This window comes from Fulvimarina endophytica (genome assembly GCF_003403015.1).
Lineage (GTDB): Bacteria > Pseudomonadota > Alphaproteobacteria > Rhizobiales > Rhizobiaceae > Fulvimarina > Fulvimarina endophytica.
Window position 1 is genome coordinate 677,701 of sequence record NZ_QURL01000001.1, and the last position, 16,044, is coordinate 693,744.

At 63.6% G+C, this 16,044-nt stretch carries 14 protein-coding genes; 4 read left to right on the forward strand and 10 right to left on the reverse strand.

The features are described from left to right. Nucleotides 1-11: 11 nt before the first annotated feature. Entirely contained in the window at nucleotides 12-914 is a 903-nt protein-coding gene (locus DYI37_RS03000; RefSeq protein ID WP_116681678.1) for an AEC family transporter, read from the forward strand. Between the two features lie 22 nt (nucleotides 915-936). Here the strand turns inward: DYI37_RS03000 and DYI37_RS03005 are convergent, their stop codons facing one another. Together DYI37_RS03005 and DYI37_RS03010 are read right to left on the reverse strand one after the other, a co-directional pair. Then, nucleotides 937-1,515 (reverse strand): YqaA family protein, encoded by a 579-nt coding sequence (locus tag DYI37_RS03005; protein ID WP_116681679.1) that lies wholly within the window; start codon nucleotides 1,513-1,515, stop codon nucleotides 937-939. 83 nt (nucleotides 1,516-1,598) lie between these two features. Beyond that, nucleotides 1,599-5,018 carry a transglutaminase family protein gene (locus DYI37_RS03010; protein ID WP_116681680.1) on the reverse strand — a complete coding sequence of 1,140 codons (3,420 nt, stop codon included), beginning with the start codon at nucleotides 5,016-5,018 and terminating at the stop codon, nucleotides 1,599-1,601. Between the two features lie 208 nt (nucleotides 5,019-5,226). Between DYI37_RS03010 and DYI37_RS03015 the strand changes: the two genes are divergently transcribed. Together DYI37_RS03015 and DYI37_RS03020 are read left to right on the forward strand one after the other, a co-directional pair. Continuing rightward, nucleotides 5,227-6,363, forward strand: a complete 1,137-nt coding sequence (locus DYI37_RS03015; protein WP_116681681.1) for a zinc-binding metallopeptidase family protein — start codon at nucleotides 5,227-5,229, stop codon at nucleotides 6,361-6,363. A 428-nt stretch (nucleotides 6,364-6,791) separates the two neighbouring features. Continuing rightward, entirely contained in the window at nucleotides 6,792-7,166 is a 375-nt protein-coding gene (locus DYI37_RS03020; protein ID WP_147307857.1) for a hypothetical protein, read from the forward strand. 50 nt (nucleotides 7,167-7,216) lie between these two features. On the opposite strand, the gene DYI37_RS03025 is transcribed toward DYI37_RS03020, so the two are convergent. The 3 genes from DYI37_RS03025 to DYI37_RS03035 all read right to left on the reverse strand — a co-directional run bounded on the left by DYI37_RS03025 (nucleotide 7,217) and on the right by DYI37_RS03035 (nucleotide 9,123). Next, nucleotides 7,217-7,576 carry a hypothetical protein gene (locus DYI37_RS03025; RefSeq protein ID WP_116681683.1) on the reverse strand — a complete coding sequence of 120 codons (360 nt, stop codon included), beginning with the start codon at nucleotides 7,574-7,576 and terminating at the stop codon, nucleotides 7,217-7,219. Then, entirely contained in the window at nucleotides 7,569-8,030 is a 462-nt protein-coding gene (locus DYI37_RS03030) for a hypothetical protein (RefSeq protein WP_116681684.1), read from the reverse strand. Before DYI37_RS03030 ends, DYI37_RS03025 begins: the two co-directional genes overlap by 8 nt. A gap of 88 nt (nucleotides 8,031-8,118) precedes the next feature. Further along, nucleotides 8,119-9,123, reverse strand: coding sequence for a lysozyme family protein (locus DYI37_RS03035; protein ID WP_147307858.1), 1,005 nt, complete (start codon nucleotides 9,121-9,123; stop codon nucleotides 8,119-8,121). Nucleotides 9,124-9,366: 243 nt separating this feature from the next. Here DYI37_RS03035 and DYI37_RS03040 point away from each other — a divergent pair, with 243 nt between their 5' ends. Further along, nucleotides 9,367-10,227, forward strand: a complete 861-nt coding sequence (locus DYI37_RS03040) for a class I SAM-dependent methyltransferase (protein ID WP_116681686.1) — start codon at nucleotides 9,367-9,369, stop codon at nucleotides 10,225-10,227. A gap of 6 nt (nucleotides 10,228-10,233) precedes the next feature. Here DYI37_RS03040 and DYI37_RS03045 read toward each other — a convergent pair whose 3' ends face one another. Genes DYI37_RS03045 through DYI37_RS03065 form a run of 5 tightly spaced genes read right to left on the reverse strand, consistent with a single transcriptional unit; the run spans nucleotide 10,234 to nucleotide 16,031 of the window. After that, on the reverse strand, nucleotides 10,234-10,497 hold the full coding sequence (locus DYI37_RS03045; RefSeq protein ID WP_147307859.1) for a hypothetical protein: 264 nt from the start codon (nucleotides 10,495-10,497) through the stop codon (nucleotides 10,234-10,236). Beyond that, nucleotides 10,497-12,551, reverse strand: coding sequence for a hypothetical protein (locus DYI37_RS03050; RefSeq protein ID WP_116681688.1), 2,055 nt, complete (start codon nucleotides 12,549-12,551; stop codon nucleotides 10,497-10,499). Before DYI37_RS03050 ends, DYI37_RS03045 begins: the two co-directional genes overlap by 1 nt. 3 nt (nucleotides 12,552-12,554) lie before the next feature. After that, a complete protein-coding gene (locus DYI37_RS03055) occupies nucleotides 12,555-12,902 on the reverse strand; it encodes a hypothetical protein (protein ID WP_116681689.1) in 348 nt (115 codons plus the stop codon). A gap of 25 nt (nucleotides 12,903-12,927) precedes the next feature. Further along, complete coding sequence (locus tag DYI37_RS03060; RefSeq protein WP_116681690.1) at nucleotides 12,928-13,395, reverse strand: hypothetical protein; 468 nt, start codon at nucleotides 13,393-13,395, stop codon at nucleotides 12,928-12,930. Nucleotides 13,396-13,397: 2 nt separating this feature from the next. Beyond that, on the reverse strand, nucleotides 13,398-16,031 hold the full coding sequence (locus DYI37_RS03065; protein ID WP_147307860.1) for a hypothetical protein: 2,634 nt from the start codon (nucleotides 16,029-16,031) through the stop codon (nucleotides 13,398-13,400). Nucleotides 16,032-16,044: the final 13 nt, after the last annotated feature.

The window sequence follows — 16,044 nt, forward strand, 5'->3', positions numbered from 1 at the left end:
CGAATCTCGTGATGCTCTTCATCACCATCTGGCCGATCTTCGCCCTGATCTGCCTCGGCTTCGCGCTTTCCAGCTTCAAGTTTCCGGATGCGGGTTTCTGGCCGGCGGCCGAGCGGATCAACTACTTCCTGCTCTTTCCGGCGCTTCTCGCCTCCAATCTCGCCGATGCACCCATCCGCGATCCGAGCCTTCTGAAGCTCGGCGGCGCGATCGCCGTGCTCATCCTGACGGCGACGGCATTGCTGATGCTCCAGCGGCGTCTTCGCCCCGAACCCGCGGCCCGGTTCGGCCCGCGCCTGCAGGCCATCGTGCGTTTCAACGTCTATCTGATGCTGGCAACGGTCGCGAGCCTGGTTCCCGATGGCGGCCTCGAGCGCGCCGCGATCATTCTCGCCGTGGCCGTTCCGCTGGTGAACGTTCTTTCGGTGATGGCACTGACCGACGGATCGGACCGGAAAAGTCCGCTCGATCTGGTAAGGCCGATCATTCGCAATCCGCTGATTCTCGCCTGCCTCTTCGGCATTTTCCTCGCCCTCACCGGCGCGGGACTGCCCTTCGGCACAGGCCGGTTTCTGGATTTGATGGCACAAGCGAGCCTGCCGCTCGGCCTCTTATGCGTCGGCGCGGCCCTGCGTCCTCATGCGATGCTGAAGGATGTCAGCGCCTTCACGAAGATCGCGGTTGCGCGCCTGCTCCTGATGCCGTGCCTCGCGGCCACCGTGGCCTGGCTGTTCGGGCTCGAAAGCGCGGAGGCGGCGGTCCTCGTCATCTTCGCCTGCGTGCCCACCGCGCCGACCGCCTATGTGCTGACCCGGCAACTGGGCGGTGACGGCCCATTCATGGCCGGCCTCATCACCTCGCAGACCCTTCTCAGCGTGGCGACGATCCCGCTCGTTCTCGCACTTCTTCTCTGAGCGGCAGTGGCGTCGTCAGCCCTCAGAGGAGGAAGCTGTTGAACAGCCAGCCCGCGAGAAGCAGGAGAACGAAGCCGACCATCAGCGGCGCCCGGCCGCCCACCAGCGCCATGATCCGCTCGCCAAAGGTCGCGGCCAGAAGCGCGAGGCCGTAATAGCGGATGGCACGGCTGGCGGCGACCGCAAGCATGAAGGTGACGATGTCGCCGCCGAGCGCGCCGGCGCTCAGGGTCGCCAGTTGGAAGGGCACCGGCGAGACCGAAACCAGGAACACCGCCCAGAACAGGTTCTCGCCGGCAAGCTGCGCCTCGGCGCTCCGGTAGGCGTCCATCAGATTAAGATAGTCGAGCGCCGGCGCGACCACCGGATCGAACAGCACCCGCCCGAACCAGTAGAAGACGAACGCGCCGAGGAGACATCCGGCGAAGATCGCGTTGGCGATCGAGAACGCCCGCTTCGGATGCGCGGTCATCAGCGGCACGACCAGCACTTCGAGCGGGATCGGAACCACGGTGCTTTCGAGGAAGGACGCCGCCGCAAGGCGCATCTTGCCGGCCCTCTCGCGCACCAGCGCGCTCGAGACACGTTCGGTGAAACCCATGGGAAGCGAACTTTCGATCGGCGAAGGATAGAGATCGTGGCGAGGACGGTCCGCCGCGAACGGCGGACCTGTCGATGCTCAGTTCATCGCAGCCCGGCCGGGCGGCGCAGATCCAGCGTCATCGGGAAGGATGGATCGGCGATCTCGCGAACCGGTTCGAAATGCCCCGGCGTGTGGCCGATGGGTTCGAAGCGCGCCAGACGCCTCGCCTCCGCCTCGTAGGAATTGACCGGGAAGGTATCGTAGTTGCGCCCGCCGGGATGAGCGACGTGATAGACGCAGCCACCCAGCGAACGGGCCGACCAGCGATCATAGATGTCGAATGTCAGCGGCGCATGAACCGGAATCGTCGGATGCAGGCCGGACGGCGGTTGCCAGGCCTTGTATCGGACGCCGGCGACGGCCTCCGTGCCCTTGCCGGTCGGCGTCATCGGAACTTCGCGGCCGTTGCAGGTAACGATATGGCGGCCGCGCTCGAAGTTGGACAGCTTGATCTGAAGGCGTTCGACGGAGGAATCGACGAAGCGCACGGTACCGCCGATGGCACCGGTTTCACCCATCACGTGCCAGGGCTCCAGAGCCTGCCTCAACTCGAGTTCGATGCCCTCCCGCTCGATCTTCCCGCAGAACGGGAAGCGGAATTCCGCCTGGGCCTCGAACCATTCGGGCCGCATCTCGTAACCGGACCGCGTGAGATCGCCCAGAACGTCGAGGAAGTCGGCCCAGACGAACTCCGGCAGCATGAAGCGATCGTGGAGATTGGTGCCCCAGCGTACGAACCGGCCGTCCTCCGGCCGCGCCCAGAACTTGGCGATCAGCGCACGGATGAGAAGCTGCTGGGCGAGCGACATGCGCGGCTCGGGCGGCATTTCGAAGCCCCGGAACTCGACGAGCCCAAGACGGCCGGTCGGACCGTCCGGCGAGTAGAGCTTGTCGATACAGATCTCGGCCCGGTGCGTGTTGCCCGTCACGTCGATCAACAGGTTGCGGAACAGGCGATCGACAAGCCAGGGCGGCGTCGAGGACTGGTCCTGCGTGACCTGCGCCATCGCGATTTCGAGTTCGTAGAGCTGGTCGTGCCGGCCCTCGTCGATCCGTGGCGCCTGGCTGGTCGGGCCGATGAAGAGGCCGGAGAAGAGGTAGGACAGGGAGGGATGACGCTGCCAGTAGAGGACCAGCGACTTCAGGAGATCCGGACGGCGCAGGAAGGGTGAATCGAGCGGCGTCGCACCGCCGACCACCACATGGTTTCCGCCGCCCGTTCCGGCATGCTTGCCGTCCACCATGAACTTGTCGGTGCCGAGCCGCGACTGGCGAGCGTCCTCGTAGACGCCCTGGGTGATCGCCTTGGCTTCCTCCCAGCTGGCGGCCGGATGCACGTTGACCTCGATGACCCCGGGATCGGGGGCGACGCGGATCACGTTGAGACGCGGATCGTTGGGCGGGGCATAGCCCTCGATCTGGATCGGCATGTCGAGATCGCGCGCCGCGGTCTCGATGGCGTCGAGGAGGTCGAGATAGGCCTCGGTCAGTTCGAGCGGCGGCATGAAGATGCACAGCTTGCCGTCGCGCGGTTCGACCGAAAGAGCCGTCCGCACGAAGCCTGCGATCTCCGCGTTCTCCGACGTGACCGCGGAGAAGGTCGCACCCCGGGGCATCGTCGAGCCGTCCGCATTCGTCCCGAGCGGAGGCAGAGGCGCAACGTCCGGGCGCGTGGGCTCACGGCCGCCGACCGTATCGGCCTTGTCGGACTGGGGATCGTGCGTCTGGCGCTCGGTGCGCCCCCATTGTTCGCGGTTCTGGGGCGGCAGCGGCGGGAAGGGCTGCGTCGGATCGGCCGGATGGATGAACGGATAGTCGCTCGCGCCGAGGAACGGCAGCGAAGCCAGCGGCAGGCGGTAGCCGAGGGCGGAGTCGCCGGGCGTCAGGTAGAGATGCTTGCGCCGCGTGCGCCAGCGCTCCGACATCCAGCGAACCTTCGAAGAGCGAGCCTGCCAGGCCTGTACCGGCAGGACATGGCCGGTCGGCTTCGACAGTCCGTGATCGAAGACCTTGGCGAGACGCGCGCGTTCCTCGCGGTCCTCGAGCTTGGAGTCCGTCGGCTCCACATTGTTCGGCAGGCCCTGTTCGCGCGCCAGCCAGAAGGCCGCGTCCTCGAAGGCCGGCATCACGTTCTCGTCCTCGATTTCGAGGTGCCGCGCCACCGCCTTGGTGAAGGTTTCGGATTCGTCCGGGCCGACCGTTCTGTCCGTCGTCTCGCGCGCCACGAGATCGCCGTCGCGCCAGATCGGAACGCCGTCCTTGCGCCAGTAGAGGGAGAAGGTCCAGCGCGGCAGGGTTTCGCCCGGATACCACTTGCCCTGGCCGTAATGGAGGAAGCCGCCCGGCGCGAAGCGGTCGCGCAGGCGGCGGATCAGATCGTCGGCCAGTCCCCTCTTTTTCGGACCGGTGGCGTCGGAATTCCACTCCGGCGCCTCGAAGTCGTCGATCGACACGAAGGTCGGCTCGCCGCCCATGGTCAGGCGCACATCGTTCGCCGACAGATCCGCATCCACCTTCGCACCGAGCGCGTCCAGCGCCTGCCAGCTCTCGTCGGAGAACGGATAGGTGACGCGCGGGCGCTCGGCGATGCGCCCGACGGTCATGTCGAAATCGAACTCCACCTCGGCAAAGCCGACGAGACCGGAGATCGGCGCGGCAGAGCGATAGTGAGGCGTTGCCGCGAGCGGGATATGGCTCTCACCGGTGAGAAGACCGGATGTCGGATCGAGCCCGATCCAGCCCGCGCCGGGGAGAAACACCTCGCACCAGGCATGGAGATCGGTGAAATCCTTGTCGGTCCCGGCAGGTCCTTCGAGCGCCACTACATCGGGCTTCAGCTGGATCAGATAACCCGACACGAAACGGGCCGCGAAACCCAGATGCCGCAATGTGTTCACCAGCAGCCAGGAGGAATCGCGGCAGGAGCCGGAATTTTTCGTCAACGTCTCGTCGGGCGTCTGAACGCCCGGCTCCATGCGCACCAGATAGTCGACGCGCTGGGAGACCTTGTGGTTGAGGCCCACGAGAAAATCGATCGTCCGCTGGCCGGGTGTGCGATCGATCTCCTTCAGGAACGCCTGAAACGCCTCGCCCGGCGCCTCCGGCTCCAGATAGGACTCCAGTTCCTTTCGAACCTCGTCGGTATAGGAGAACGGAAACTCCTCGGCATCCTCCTCCACGAAGAAATCGAAGGGATTGTAGACCGTCATGTCGGCGAGGAGATCCACCTCGACCTTGAACTCGCGGACGGGTTCGGGAAACACGAAGCGGGCGAGGTAATTGCCGAAGGGGTCCTGGTGCCAGTTGACGAAGTGTTCCGCCGGCGAAACCCGCAGGGAGTAGGATGGAATGCGAGTGCGCGAGTGGGGCGCCGGGCGCAGCCGGATCACCTGCGGACCCAGGATGACCGGCCGGTCGTACTGGTAGTGCGTGAGATGGCGGAGACTTGCGAGGATCGACATTCAGGACTTCCGGATTGGCGTACTCATCGGGCTTGCATCTATGCTTTAGAGGTTTCGCTTCGAGCCACAAGGGCCGGGCCGGTGCGCGTTTCCTGGAACCCTGCAAAATAACGTTAAGCCTAGCCGGAACACGCGGAACCGTTTCAGCGCTTTACCATTATGGCGCAGCGCTCCGCGGGGAGCTCGCGATTTTGCTAAGGATCTCGCAATGCAACTCTTTTCCTGCCCGGCATGCGATCAGGTGGTGTTCTTCGAAAACGTGGTATGCGAGAAATGCGGCCACGCCCTCGGCTACGATGCCGCCTCGAACGCCATGGTCGCTCTCGAGGCCGATAACGGTCTGTGGAAATCAACCGGCAAATACAGCGACGGCAAGACCCGGCGCTATTGCGACAACTATCAGCACGGTGTGTGCAACTGGCTGGTGGAAGCCGATAAGGACGACGCCTACTGTGACGCCTGTGCGCATAACATCACAGTGCCGGACGCGTCGGACCCCGAGAATGTTCGGCTCTGGAGCGATATGGAAATCGCCAAGCGCCGTCTTTTCTACGCGCTTCTGCGGCTGAACCTGCCGCTCACGACGCGGGACGAGCATGAAGAAGGCCTCGGTTTCGACTTCCTCGCCGAAGACCCGAACGCGACCGGCAACGTGATGACCGGGCACGATCGCGGTCTCATCACCATCGCGCTGGCGGAAGCCGACGATGCCGAGCGCGTCAAGCGCCGCGAATCCATGGGCGAGCCCTACCGGACGCTGCTCGGGCATTTCCGCCACGAGGTCGGCCACTGGTACTGGGACCGCATCGTGCGGGACGGCAATCCCGGTGCGCTGGAGGCGTGCCGCGCCCTCTTCGGCGACGACACGGAAGATTACGGCGAAGCCCTGAAGCGTCATTACGAGAACGGGCCGAAGGCGAACTGGCAGGACGAATACGTCTCGTCCTATGCCGGCGCGCATGCCTGGGAAGATTTCGCGGAAACCTGGGCCCATTACCTTCATATCGTGGACACCCTCGAAACGGGTCACAGCTGGGGCGTCTCCGTCGACCCGCGCGTGTCCGACAAGGGGCTGCTCACGACGAAGATCGACTTCGATCCCTACGCATCCGAAACGACGATCGATCAGATCACCGAGGCTTGGCTCCCGCTTTCGGCGTCGCTGAACTCCTTCAACCGCGCCATGGGCCATCAGGATCTTTATCCGTTCGTCCTGTCGCCCGCGGTCATCGAGAAGCTCGGCTTCATGCACGATCTGGTGCGCGGACGGGCAGGTCAGGGAATGTCCCAGTCCAATGACGGGTTCGGACAGGCGCCCGCATCCGGCCAGTTCCAGGCGGCCTGAGACATCGGTTCGAGAACCCCGAACGCCCATCGCTTCACCCGAAGCGATGGGCGTCGTTCGTCGTGCGCCGCGAACGGGGCTCCTGTTTACTGCTGCCGCATCGAATGGCCCGTAAACCGGGTCCACTTCTCTGTCCGATACTGTAGAGGGCACTGATCGCGGGATTGGTGCGCCCCGAAGACGCGCGACCAGCTTTGCCGCTCGCCTCAGAAGGACCGGGTACTCACGCCGATTGCGAGAGCGCCGCTGAAACGAGCGCAAGATCGCATGGGTGCCTCACGGCGCACGCCGTTCGGGCAGGCGGTCAAGGCAGCGACCAAAAACAAGGAGGTTTGGAGCGGGTAGCGGGAATCGAACCCGCGTATTCAGCTTGGAAGGCTCTGAAATCTGCAACCATTTCAATGGCTGCGTGTCACAAGACGGAAGCGGTGTCACTGATTGGTTCCGCTTCCGTTCACAGCGTGTCACTGGCCTGCCAGGTGAACTATCTGGCGCGCTTGCCCGGCCTTCGCTACGCTCAACGAATGACGAGCAAGCCCGATCCCCTCACCGGCCATCCGCCCGACACCCTTGCCCATCTCCAAGCGCTCAAGATGGACATCACCGCATGGTGCGGAACTCATGGGTGCGGGCACTGGCGACCCGGCCGCCTCGAATCGTTGATCGCGCACTACGGGCCCGGCGAAGTCTACATCAGTCGCCTTCCGATCCTCGCGAGCAAGATGCGTTGCGACAAGTGCGGCGAGGCGAACGTCGAACTGACGATCAGCGCGAACACCCAATACCACCGGAACGACAAATAGCCCGCCCCATCCGAAGATGAGGCGGGCTGATAAGTCGCGATTCGCGCCGGTCACTTCATCCGCGAAACCTGCGTTCCCAGATCGGTGATTGCCCGAGTTAGGTCGGACAGGTCGCGGACCTCTTGATGCAGATCCCGCATCGCCCTCGTCTGATCCTTGATCGCCTCGGTTTGCTCACGGAGAGCCACGACCTGCGACGTGATCGCGAGAGACTGTCCCGCCACTTCGCCCGAAAGCTTTTCGACTGACCGGCTATCGACCAGCGCCCCGGCAATCTGGACGGTCGGCGCGGAAGAATGCTCGTCCTCACCGCCTGAAGATCGGCCGCGCTTGATACCGAAGTAGGCCAGGAGGCCCGTAACGATGATCAGGATGCCGTTGGCGTAATCTGCGATGCCTGCGCTATCCATGCCGCCTACCCCGTCCGCGCGGTCGAATGTCGGTGCCGGATCGGTATAGGTTCAGCAATTCCATGCAGCAGAACGTGCCGTAGGCGATGATGGCTGACGGCGCCCCGCCGAGCTCGATGAACGCTTGGATGAAGCAGAGCGTCCATTGCGACCAGAACGCGATGCCGACCAGCGAGGCTGCGAACCGGATATGAGGAGAAAGCCTGAAGCCCTGGAATGTCCCGTTGATGACGAGCGCTGCGAACCGCATCACGCCGCACGCCAGAACGACAGCGGCCCACGCTGCCTCGCTCCCCCAATCCGCAAGGCTTTCGAACGAGGGGGAGACTGAGAACATGTTCGGCGACAGGTGAAAGGCGACCGCCATGCCGAAGGTCGGCAGCATCATCACCCATTCGGTCGCACGGATCGGGAAGTGATCGGTGATGCCCCGAATGACGCGAAGAACGATCATGGGATCGCCCCAAACACGATCGTGAACGCGAAGAGGAGAGCCGCGATCGCAAGGACAATGGCGGCCGGGTCCCACTTGCCGAACACTGTCATGCATCCTTTGGCGACAGCCGGTAATCGCGCGCCTTGTACGCGGCCCACCACGAGCCAATCGCACCGGTCACGCTCATGACGATCAGCGTCACGGCAACCATCGCCTGAGGATCACCAGACCATTCGGTCGGGAAGCTGCCGGTGGTCGACCAGAGATAGACGATCGCTCCGCCGAGGCCGGATCCGGCCAGCGAGCCGGCGCCTCCCTTGTTCGCCTTGTTCGTGCTTTCGATTGGCGTGAGATCAGGCGTCATTGCCGGCCCTCCGTTGTGGCCGATCGGGGCGGGCTGCTGTTCCGCGGTCATAGCGGGTTCCTTCGTTTCGGGACGAGGCGTCGGGACCGGAACCTGCGCCGGCATAGCATCCCCAAGCTCTTTCGCGCCCCGCAGGAGGGATTCGATCTCCTCGGGCTCCACCAGCGCCTTGTTCAGCTTGTCGCCGCTGTAGTAGGTCGACCCGCGCGTTACCTGCCGATGCGCGCCCTTCGTGTCGGCGAGGACCGGGAAGGACGCCCATTCCATCGCAAGGCGTTTGCCGAACTCGGTCAGGCTGATCGTGCCGGCCATGAACTGCTCGTAGCCGCGCCGCTTCAGAAGATGGAAGGCCAGCCGGTCCTGAAGATCCGGGTCCATGAGCTGCGATCCCCGCAAGCCGAGTTCGCGCTTCAGGTCCGTCAGTGTGGCCCGCATGAACTGGTAGCCGCCCGATGCCGACGAACCGTAGAGCTTCGTGAACGACGACTGAGCGCCGATCAGTTCGTCCACGGTCATCCGCGTGACGGGCTCGGGAAGCTTGTCCTGATTGAACCCGTAGATGACGTTGTAGCCGGACGGCCCGTCCGTGCCGACCTCTGTCTGGCGGATGAAGTCGAGGATGCGAGCGGCGGCGAGAGGTACGCTGCGGTCCATGGTCTGTCTCCTGGGCACGAAAAAGCCGCCCACGGCGATCCGAGGACGGCGCAAAGAAAAAGCCCGCGCGAGGCGGGCGGTGAACGGCGGCACACGGATGCACCGCACGAGACGTTTAAGTCCCGAAGTATTGGTCCCGTGATCTGCTTAAATCTTGGAGAAATCTGATCGCCGGCATCGCGAACAGACACTCTCTGCGTTCCATGCAGCTACACGTTTTCGGCGCTATTCAGGATTGATGGATCGGCTTTCAAATTGCGGACCTAACGCGGCGCAGTTATCAACGGAAGCGCGGCGGTCGTCCCTGTCTGCGTCGCCAAATTTCGGAGCCGGTAGATGCTTTCCCATACGTTTGAATTCATGAAGCGCGCGGAACAAAACGCGAGCAATCTCGAAGAATTACGAAAAATGATTCAGAATATCTCTCTAGACGAGTTTGGAGAGATATTACTGCGCATGCCGGACAATGAATTTCCAAAGCTCTCAGAGATGCTTCCGGCGATGGCGAGCCAAGAAACCCAACACATTTGGACGGGTGGATGGGGCGACCAGTTGCTTTCGCAAAGCACGAGCTTCGTTAACACGCTCACGAGCAGCTATGCGGACATCGTTGGGAAGCCGCTGGATTCGAGCAGAGTCTTGGACTTCGGATGCGGATGGGGGCGCCTTCTTCGCCTCATGCTATACCACTGCGACCAGAAGCTTCTTTACGGTTGCGACGCATATGAACCCTCATTGTCACTGGCGAAAAACGACGGGATACCAGCGAATCTCGCGCTATCCGATGTTCACCCAAAAACGCTTCCGTTTCGAAACGTGAAGTTCGATCTCGTCTATGCGTTCTCTGTATTCACTCATTTGTCAGAGCGATCGGCTTGGAGTGCATTGGCAGCGATTAGGAAATCGATCAGCAACGATGGATTGCTGCTGATAACAGTTCGTCCGGAAGAGTTCTGGAGCAATGCGGTATCATTCGCATCGCCGATCAATCCTGACGATTACATGAAAATGCACCGTAGGAATGGCTGCGCATGGCTTCCCGGAACGGTAGACGAGGTCGACGGGGATATCCCATATGGCGATATCTCGTTCTCGATCGAATACCTGACGGGAAAGCTGCCTAACTGGTCCATCGTTCGTTCTGGGCGAACCCTTCTAGACCCATACCAAGTTTTCGTTTGGCTGCGACCTTCCTAGGACAACTCAGGCTTGAGAAGGATCCGAATCTTTTGGCTTCTTCTCCTGAGAATCCAGCCACTCCTTGAAGCCAGGCACCGAGGACGAAACTCGTTTGAGTTCGTCCTCCGGGAGATGATGGGATAAGGCAGAGAAGGCACCCTCTGCCGCCTTCTCTGCTTTGTTCAGGACCGCCTTTAGCGAGTGGACGTGCGTCTCCAGCTCGGCGGCGTAATCAAGCGCCCCTTCACGCTGCTTGCGGAGTGCATCAATAAGGATTTGCTGGCTCATCACCAACCTCCAGTCGAGCATGGGATTGCGTACGTCGCGCCGGTTCCATCTTTGATGAAAACGTAGTGCGTTGCTTGGAAGCCTGCCGGGCTCGCCGCGGAACCGGCGGGGTTGGGGATTTGCATCAGCCCTCCTCCAGAGAAGAGCCGTATGTCGCCGGTACCCTTGGCCGTGAGATCCAAACCGATGTTCGCCGCCTGGCCCTGTGCGCTGAGTTCCGGTGGCGCGTCGTTCTTGGCGAGAACACGCATGAACGTGTTGGTTCCAAGGTTTTTAGCAACGCGGAACGACGTGGCCTCGTCTGCCTGTCGAATATCGAGCCCCTGCGGAACGAAGACCGCTCGCAAGCTATCGCCCGACACATCGTCGCTGCGTATCTCGCCAGCGATTCCTCCACTCCCGTTCGATGCCCATCTTAACGCATGACCCCCATCCGAAGCTGCGGCCAACCACATCGCGATACCGAGCGCCGGCGACCGACCGTCCGGTCGAAGCGACGTCGCAGAGAAAACGATACCGGCAAGGAACCGCGGCTTTGCCTCGCTGAGATTGTCGTTGACGACACCGAGAGCAACGGAGACGTCATTGGAGGGAAGCCCGCTTTCCGTCCACTCACCGCCAGCCCGGAGCCACGCAGCGGCTGAAATCTTGTCTGTCCCAAGCAAGAAGGGGTTTTCTTCAGACTCTTCTCCTGGGTTCGCAACGTCGAGTTCGGCTGCAAGTGCTGTGCCGCTTCCTTCATCGCGGACCGTCGCCCCGTAGTAGGCCCATGCGCCATCACCCGAAACGCCGCGGTCTGCACGTGCGTATGAGGCGACACCGATCGCCGCCGTTGGGGAAGTCGAGCCGTCTGGCCTTCGCAGCTTGCTCGTTTTTGAGGAAAACGCTCCGCCCAAAGCGCCAACGTCCGAGGAGGCATGAAGTGCAGCGGTCGCGGAGAGGTACGTCATCAAGCCATTGGCTTCATATCCGTCCCACGGCTTTCCATTCCCCATGTCGTACTGGCCGTTGCCTACTGCGGCAGCACCGACCAGAAGGCGATCGAAAACTCTCTCGACCTTCCCTCCGTGATCGGCCCAGAACCCGCCAGCCGCGCTTACGAAGCCCACTCCTGGTTGGTCCAAGCCGTTACGAATCCCCTGGCCGAAAAACTGAACGTTCGGCGCGATTTTAACGGGAACCGACGACAGATCCGGCTTACTGTCGAGACGATACGTGCCCGTAGGAACGTTGACTTCTCTTCCGACACTGGCCGCGGCACTGAACGCCGCGGAGCTGTCAGCGGATCCTGCAGGGTCGGCTCCGAAATCCAGAACGCTGACGGCCTCACTGGCGATCTCGATCCACCCGCCGTTGACGCTGTCCACGTTACCGTCGGCCGTGAACCGATCCTCTGCCGAGAACCTAGCCTTGCCTTGGTGCGCCGGCTGGCTGCTGGCTCTCCGATAGGCCACGCCGTCAACCGAGAACCGTTTGACGCTCGCCGGAAATGCGAGCGCACCGACATCGGCGAGGCTTTTGATCGGCGCCGCTCCGCCCGGCTCGAACACGCGCGCCACGTCGATCTGCTGGTTATCCGATGCGGCTTCACCGATCGCGACCTTGGAGGTGTAGGCGACCGGATCGGACCTCTCGTCCAGCGCATTGATCAGCGCCTGAGGACCAGGCTCGCCCCGCACGTCCACCGCATCGGCGATATTCGCGACATAGCCGTCCTCGCCTTCGTAGAGCCCGATCTCTTCCGGCTCCGGCCCCTCGCCGCCGACCGCGTCGTAGACCTGCTTCACGCGGCGCGTGCCATCGGCGACGGTGCGCGTCAGGAGATACCAGCCATTGGCGCCGCGGATCAGCCCCTTATCCGGCCAGATCGCGTCGATCGTGGCTGCCGCAGCCTTGGGGCCGTAGAGCTTCTTGGCGACGGTATCGATCCAGAAATCGCCGATGCGACCGTCTCGGTTCGTCGGCGGACGGGCGCCGGCAAGCGTGGTGCGGCCATCGACGGCCTGCTGCGGAGCGGGGAGAGTGACGACGTTCGAAAGGGTGCGAGACGACATGGGTCAGGCCTCCGGCAGAGTGATGGCGGGCGTAATGGTGATGGTGTGGGGGCCGCTGCGGGACCGGATGTCGGTCGCGCGATCGACGAAATAGACGTCGAAGACGAAGGGGCCGGGCCCGGCAGCGAAGATGTCGGACCAGCCGACATTGATCTCGAGGCGGCGACCGGCCGCGTTGGCGATCACCAGCTTGCCGTTGTCGAGATTGGCGTCGATCAGGACTTCCGCCTGCCCCGAGCGCTTGACGTGCATGGTGATGTCGTAGTCGTCGAGACGCCAACGGTCGTTCGGACCGCCAAACACGAGGGTTTGGAGCCAGTCCGTTCCGTCGGCCACTGTGAAAGCGGCCATCTGATTTTCCTTGGGATTTAGACGGTCAGGCCGTCAGAGGGATCGCGAGCATGTAGACGCCGACATTGGCGCCAACGGTCCCGCCGAAGACGTCGAAGCCGGCAAGGGCGCCGAGGTTCAGGATCGGATTGAGAAGCGTGCGACTGCGCTTCAGAGCGACGGTCACCCCCGTTGCAGAAACCGTCTCGATCTCACACAGGAACGGTTGCCCACCGCCGGTATTGAGGACAGTCGGGAACACGGCGGGGACGGATGGGAATGCCACCGGAAACGCCCACGTTGCTTTTCCCTGCGAATTCGTCTGCACAAGAGCCGTTTGTACGCCCCGCGCGAACTGTCGATAGTTCACGCCGTCGGACACCATCATGGACGCGCCACCCGGGGCATCCGAGACGAAGAAGACCTGACCGGTGGTCTGGTTCGCCGACGGCAAGTCCTGCAGACGCATCGGCTTTAGGGTGAAGCTTTCGACGTCGAAGTAAGCGCCGGACATGATCAGAGCGTCCCGTATGCTGCGAGATACCAGGCCGTGCCGTCGTAGACGACTTCGGCCCAGGTGTTCGTGGCGAGGTTCTTGAGCCCACCGAGCGACAAGTTGAAGTTTCCGGGCCCGGTTCGCGTCACCCGGAAACGCGCACCGTTGACCGCCCCGCTCGTCGCCAGGGTGATCGTGCGATCGGCCGTCAGAGTGCCGGTGTGCCGCTGTTCTTCGGCGCTCGTCCCATAGGTCAGCGTGAATGCAGCGTCGGTCGTGACCGTCGCCTGCTTCCGCAGATCCGCCTTGAACTCCGCGATCGTCCGGGAGACCCACACGCCGCCCTTGCGCTGGATCACGGCGTCGTTCGCCGGTGCGAGCGCAGCGATTGCGGCAAGGTCCGCGTCGTAGGCCTGGACGTCCGTTCCGATGACAAGGCCGAGAGTGGCGCGCGCCGCCGCGCCATCCGCGTCGTCGATCAGCGATCGAGCAAAACTCGTCAGATCAGCGAGGTCTGCAGCACCGTTTCCCGTGAAGTACGGCAATTTGTCAGCCGCCGAGGTCAGTCCCGCGAGCGCCTGAAGCTCTACGTCGTAGGCCTGCACTTCCGAGCCGATGTCAGCCGTCGTCAGCGCGCCGTCGATGTTCGCTTGGATGACGGCCCACTGGTCGCCGACTGCGGCTTGATCGCCGGCAGGCGTCCCGTCCGTCAGGCAGAGCAGGATGTCGCCGGCCTCGACCGGCACGCCACTCGCCCCACCGATCTTGCCGGCCACGCTGGCGCGGTACGTCCAGCCGCGATCGGCCGCAGGATAATTTGGATTGCCCGAGCAATCGATGACGCCCTTGAACACCATCGCGTCCTGAGCGGCGACGACGGTATCGGCATAGTCGCGCGCGGCCTGCCCCTCGGCGGCGATCCGGCTGTCCGTCTCGCCCCGCGAGTAGAGGTCGAGATTGTTGCGGGCTGCGCTCGGCGAAGAGGCCCCGGTGCCCCCGTCGGCGACAGCGAGATCCGTGATGCCGGTGATTGATCCGAACGTGATCGTGACGTTGCCCAAGACGGTGAGGTCGCCACCGACCTCCGCGTCGCCGGCAAGAGAAGCATCCCCGGTGACATCGAGGGTGCCGGCGACATCCACATTCTCGCCGACGGTCAGTCCGCCGCCGATCTCGGTGCTGCCCGCGATGGCCGCGAATCCACCGATGTCGAAACGGCCGCCCACGCTGCCGGCACCGACAACGGACAGGTCGCCACCGATCGCTGCGTCTTCGGTCGCGATCAGATTGCCGTAGGCCTTGAGCCCACCGAGCGCCGACCAGATGCCGCCCGCTTCGTCGGACGGATCTGCCGAGTAGAAGAGAGACCGATCGGTGCGATATCCGCCGTTCAGATCAGTCGGCTCGATCGCGAAATAGTTCTCGTCGCCATAGACGCGCGCGGTCGCGCCGTCGCCCCATGCCTCGCCGTCGCCCACATAAGTCTTGTCGCGCAGCCGCAGCGGCTTGGTATGCGTCTTCTCGCTCGTCACCAGCTGATCAGCGTCGAGAAGCATCACATTGTCTGACAGCCGCTCATCGTCGAGCGTCCCGGCTTCGATCCACGAGGCATCCCGCGCGCTCGAGACGAGATCGTCGACAGCGTCCAGGCGCTCGGAATAGCTCTCGATCCGCGCCAGATGCCCCGCGATCTCCCGGCGCAGATCCTGCACATCCGGCGCATAGGCGATGGCGGAGGTCTGGTCGATGATCTCGACGACCTCTACACCCGTCTTGCCCGAGCCGAAGGTCCGCACGAACGGGACGGCCGCCACTGCACCGGCAGGCATCGCCGCGTCCAGATCGTCGCCGCCGGTTCCGAGCCGAAACTCGTATTCGAGCCGGCCAGAAAGCCGCGTGACATCCAGCACGTCGGCAAGAGCCGCGACCGAATGCACGGTCCCGTCGGCGCGCAGCCATTCGATGCCGCAGCGGACCGCATCGCCTGACGGATCCTCGGTGTCGACCAGCCGCCGAAAGACGTACCGCGCGGAGTAGCGCCGCAGCGGCTCGATGCGGACTGCCTTCAGGCTCTTCGCCTGCCCCGCCCCCACGATCGCCAGAACGCGCCCATCGGACGTTATGGCGGCCGATCCGCCACCGGTGAAGGCCTTGGCGAAGTCGCCCGGCCGCCCGGGATTGGCGAGAACGTCGGCCACGACCGGCAGAGCGTCGACGCGCGCGCCGAGAGCGGTGTCGGCCTCTTCGCGCGCATCGCGCTCTTCGTCGTCTGCGATTTGGCGGGCCCGCGCTTCGGCGGCATCGGCGTCCGCCCGAGCTCGCGCCTCTGCGGCGTCGGCTGCAATGCGGTCTTCGCGCTCTGCGCTGTTCGCCTGAGCAAAGGCTTCCGCGACTGACTGCAGCGCCGTGGACGTCGCAAGCAGGCCGAGACGGGCAGAGAGGTTCGCCTGGTTGCCTCTGGCTGCAGCAATCTCTTGCGCGATGGCGTCAATCGCAGCCTGCTGTGCGGCATCGCCGCCGTCAGATGACCCGCCAGACACCGTGGAGACCGGATAGTAGAAGGGGCCAGCGAGGTTCGCGCCGACATACTCCATTCCGAGGACATGGGTTGGCAGGCCTGGGCCCGGCCGACCGCCAGCGAATACGCCTGTCATGCGTCACTCCAAT

Bases quoted from the DNA above. Each gene is read 5' to 3' on its own strand.
- DYI37_RS03045 (WP_147307859.1), bottom strand. From the start codon at position 10,497: ATGAGCCAGCAAATCCTTATTGATGCACTCCGCAAGCAGCGTGAAGGG.
- DYI37_RS03030 (WP_116681684.1), bottom strand. From the start codon at position 8,030: ATGATCGTTCTTCGCGTCATTCGGGGCATCACCGATCACTTCCCGATC.
- DYI37_RS03005 (WP_116681679.1), bottom strand. From the start codon at position 1,515: ATGGGTTTCACCGAACGTGTCTCGAGCGCGCTGGTGCGCGAGAGGGCC.
- DYI37_RS03000 (WP_116681678.1), top strand. From the start codon at position 12: ATGCTCTTCATCACCATCTGGCCGATCTTCGCCCTGATCTGCCTCGGC.
- DYI37_RS03015 (WP_116681681.1), top strand. From the start codon at position 5,227: ATGCAACTCTTTTCCTGCCCGGCATGCGATCAGGTGGTGTTCTTCGAA.
- DYI37_RS03055 (WP_116681689.1), bottom strand. From the start codon at position 12,902: ATGGCCGCTTTCACAGTGGCCGACGGAACGGACTGGCTCCAAACCCTC.
- DYI37_RS03040 (WP_116681686.1), top strand. From the start codon at position 9,367: ATGCTTTCCCATACGTTTGAATTCATGAAGCGCGCGGAACAAAACGCG.
- DYI37_RS03010 (WP_116681680.1), bottom strand. From the start codon at position 5,018: ATGTCGATCCTCGCAAGTCTCCGCCATCTCACGCACTACCAGTACGAC.
- DYI37_RS03065 (WP_147307860.1), bottom strand. From the start codon at position 16,031: ATGACAGGCGTATTCGCTGGCGGTCGGCCGGGCCCAGGCCTGCCAACC.
- DYI37_RS03060 (WP_116681690.1), bottom strand. From the start codon at position 13,395: ATGTCCGGCGCTTACTTCGACGTCGAAAGCTTCACCCTAAAGCCGATG.
- DYI37_RS03025 (WP_116681683.1), bottom strand. From the start codon at position 7,576: ATGGATAGCGCAGGCATCGCAGATTACGCCAACGGCATCCTGATCATC.
- DYI37_RS03050 (WP_116681688.1), bottom strand. From the start codon at position 12,551: ATGTCGTCTCGCACCCTTTCGAACGTCGTCACTCTCCCCGCTCCGCAG.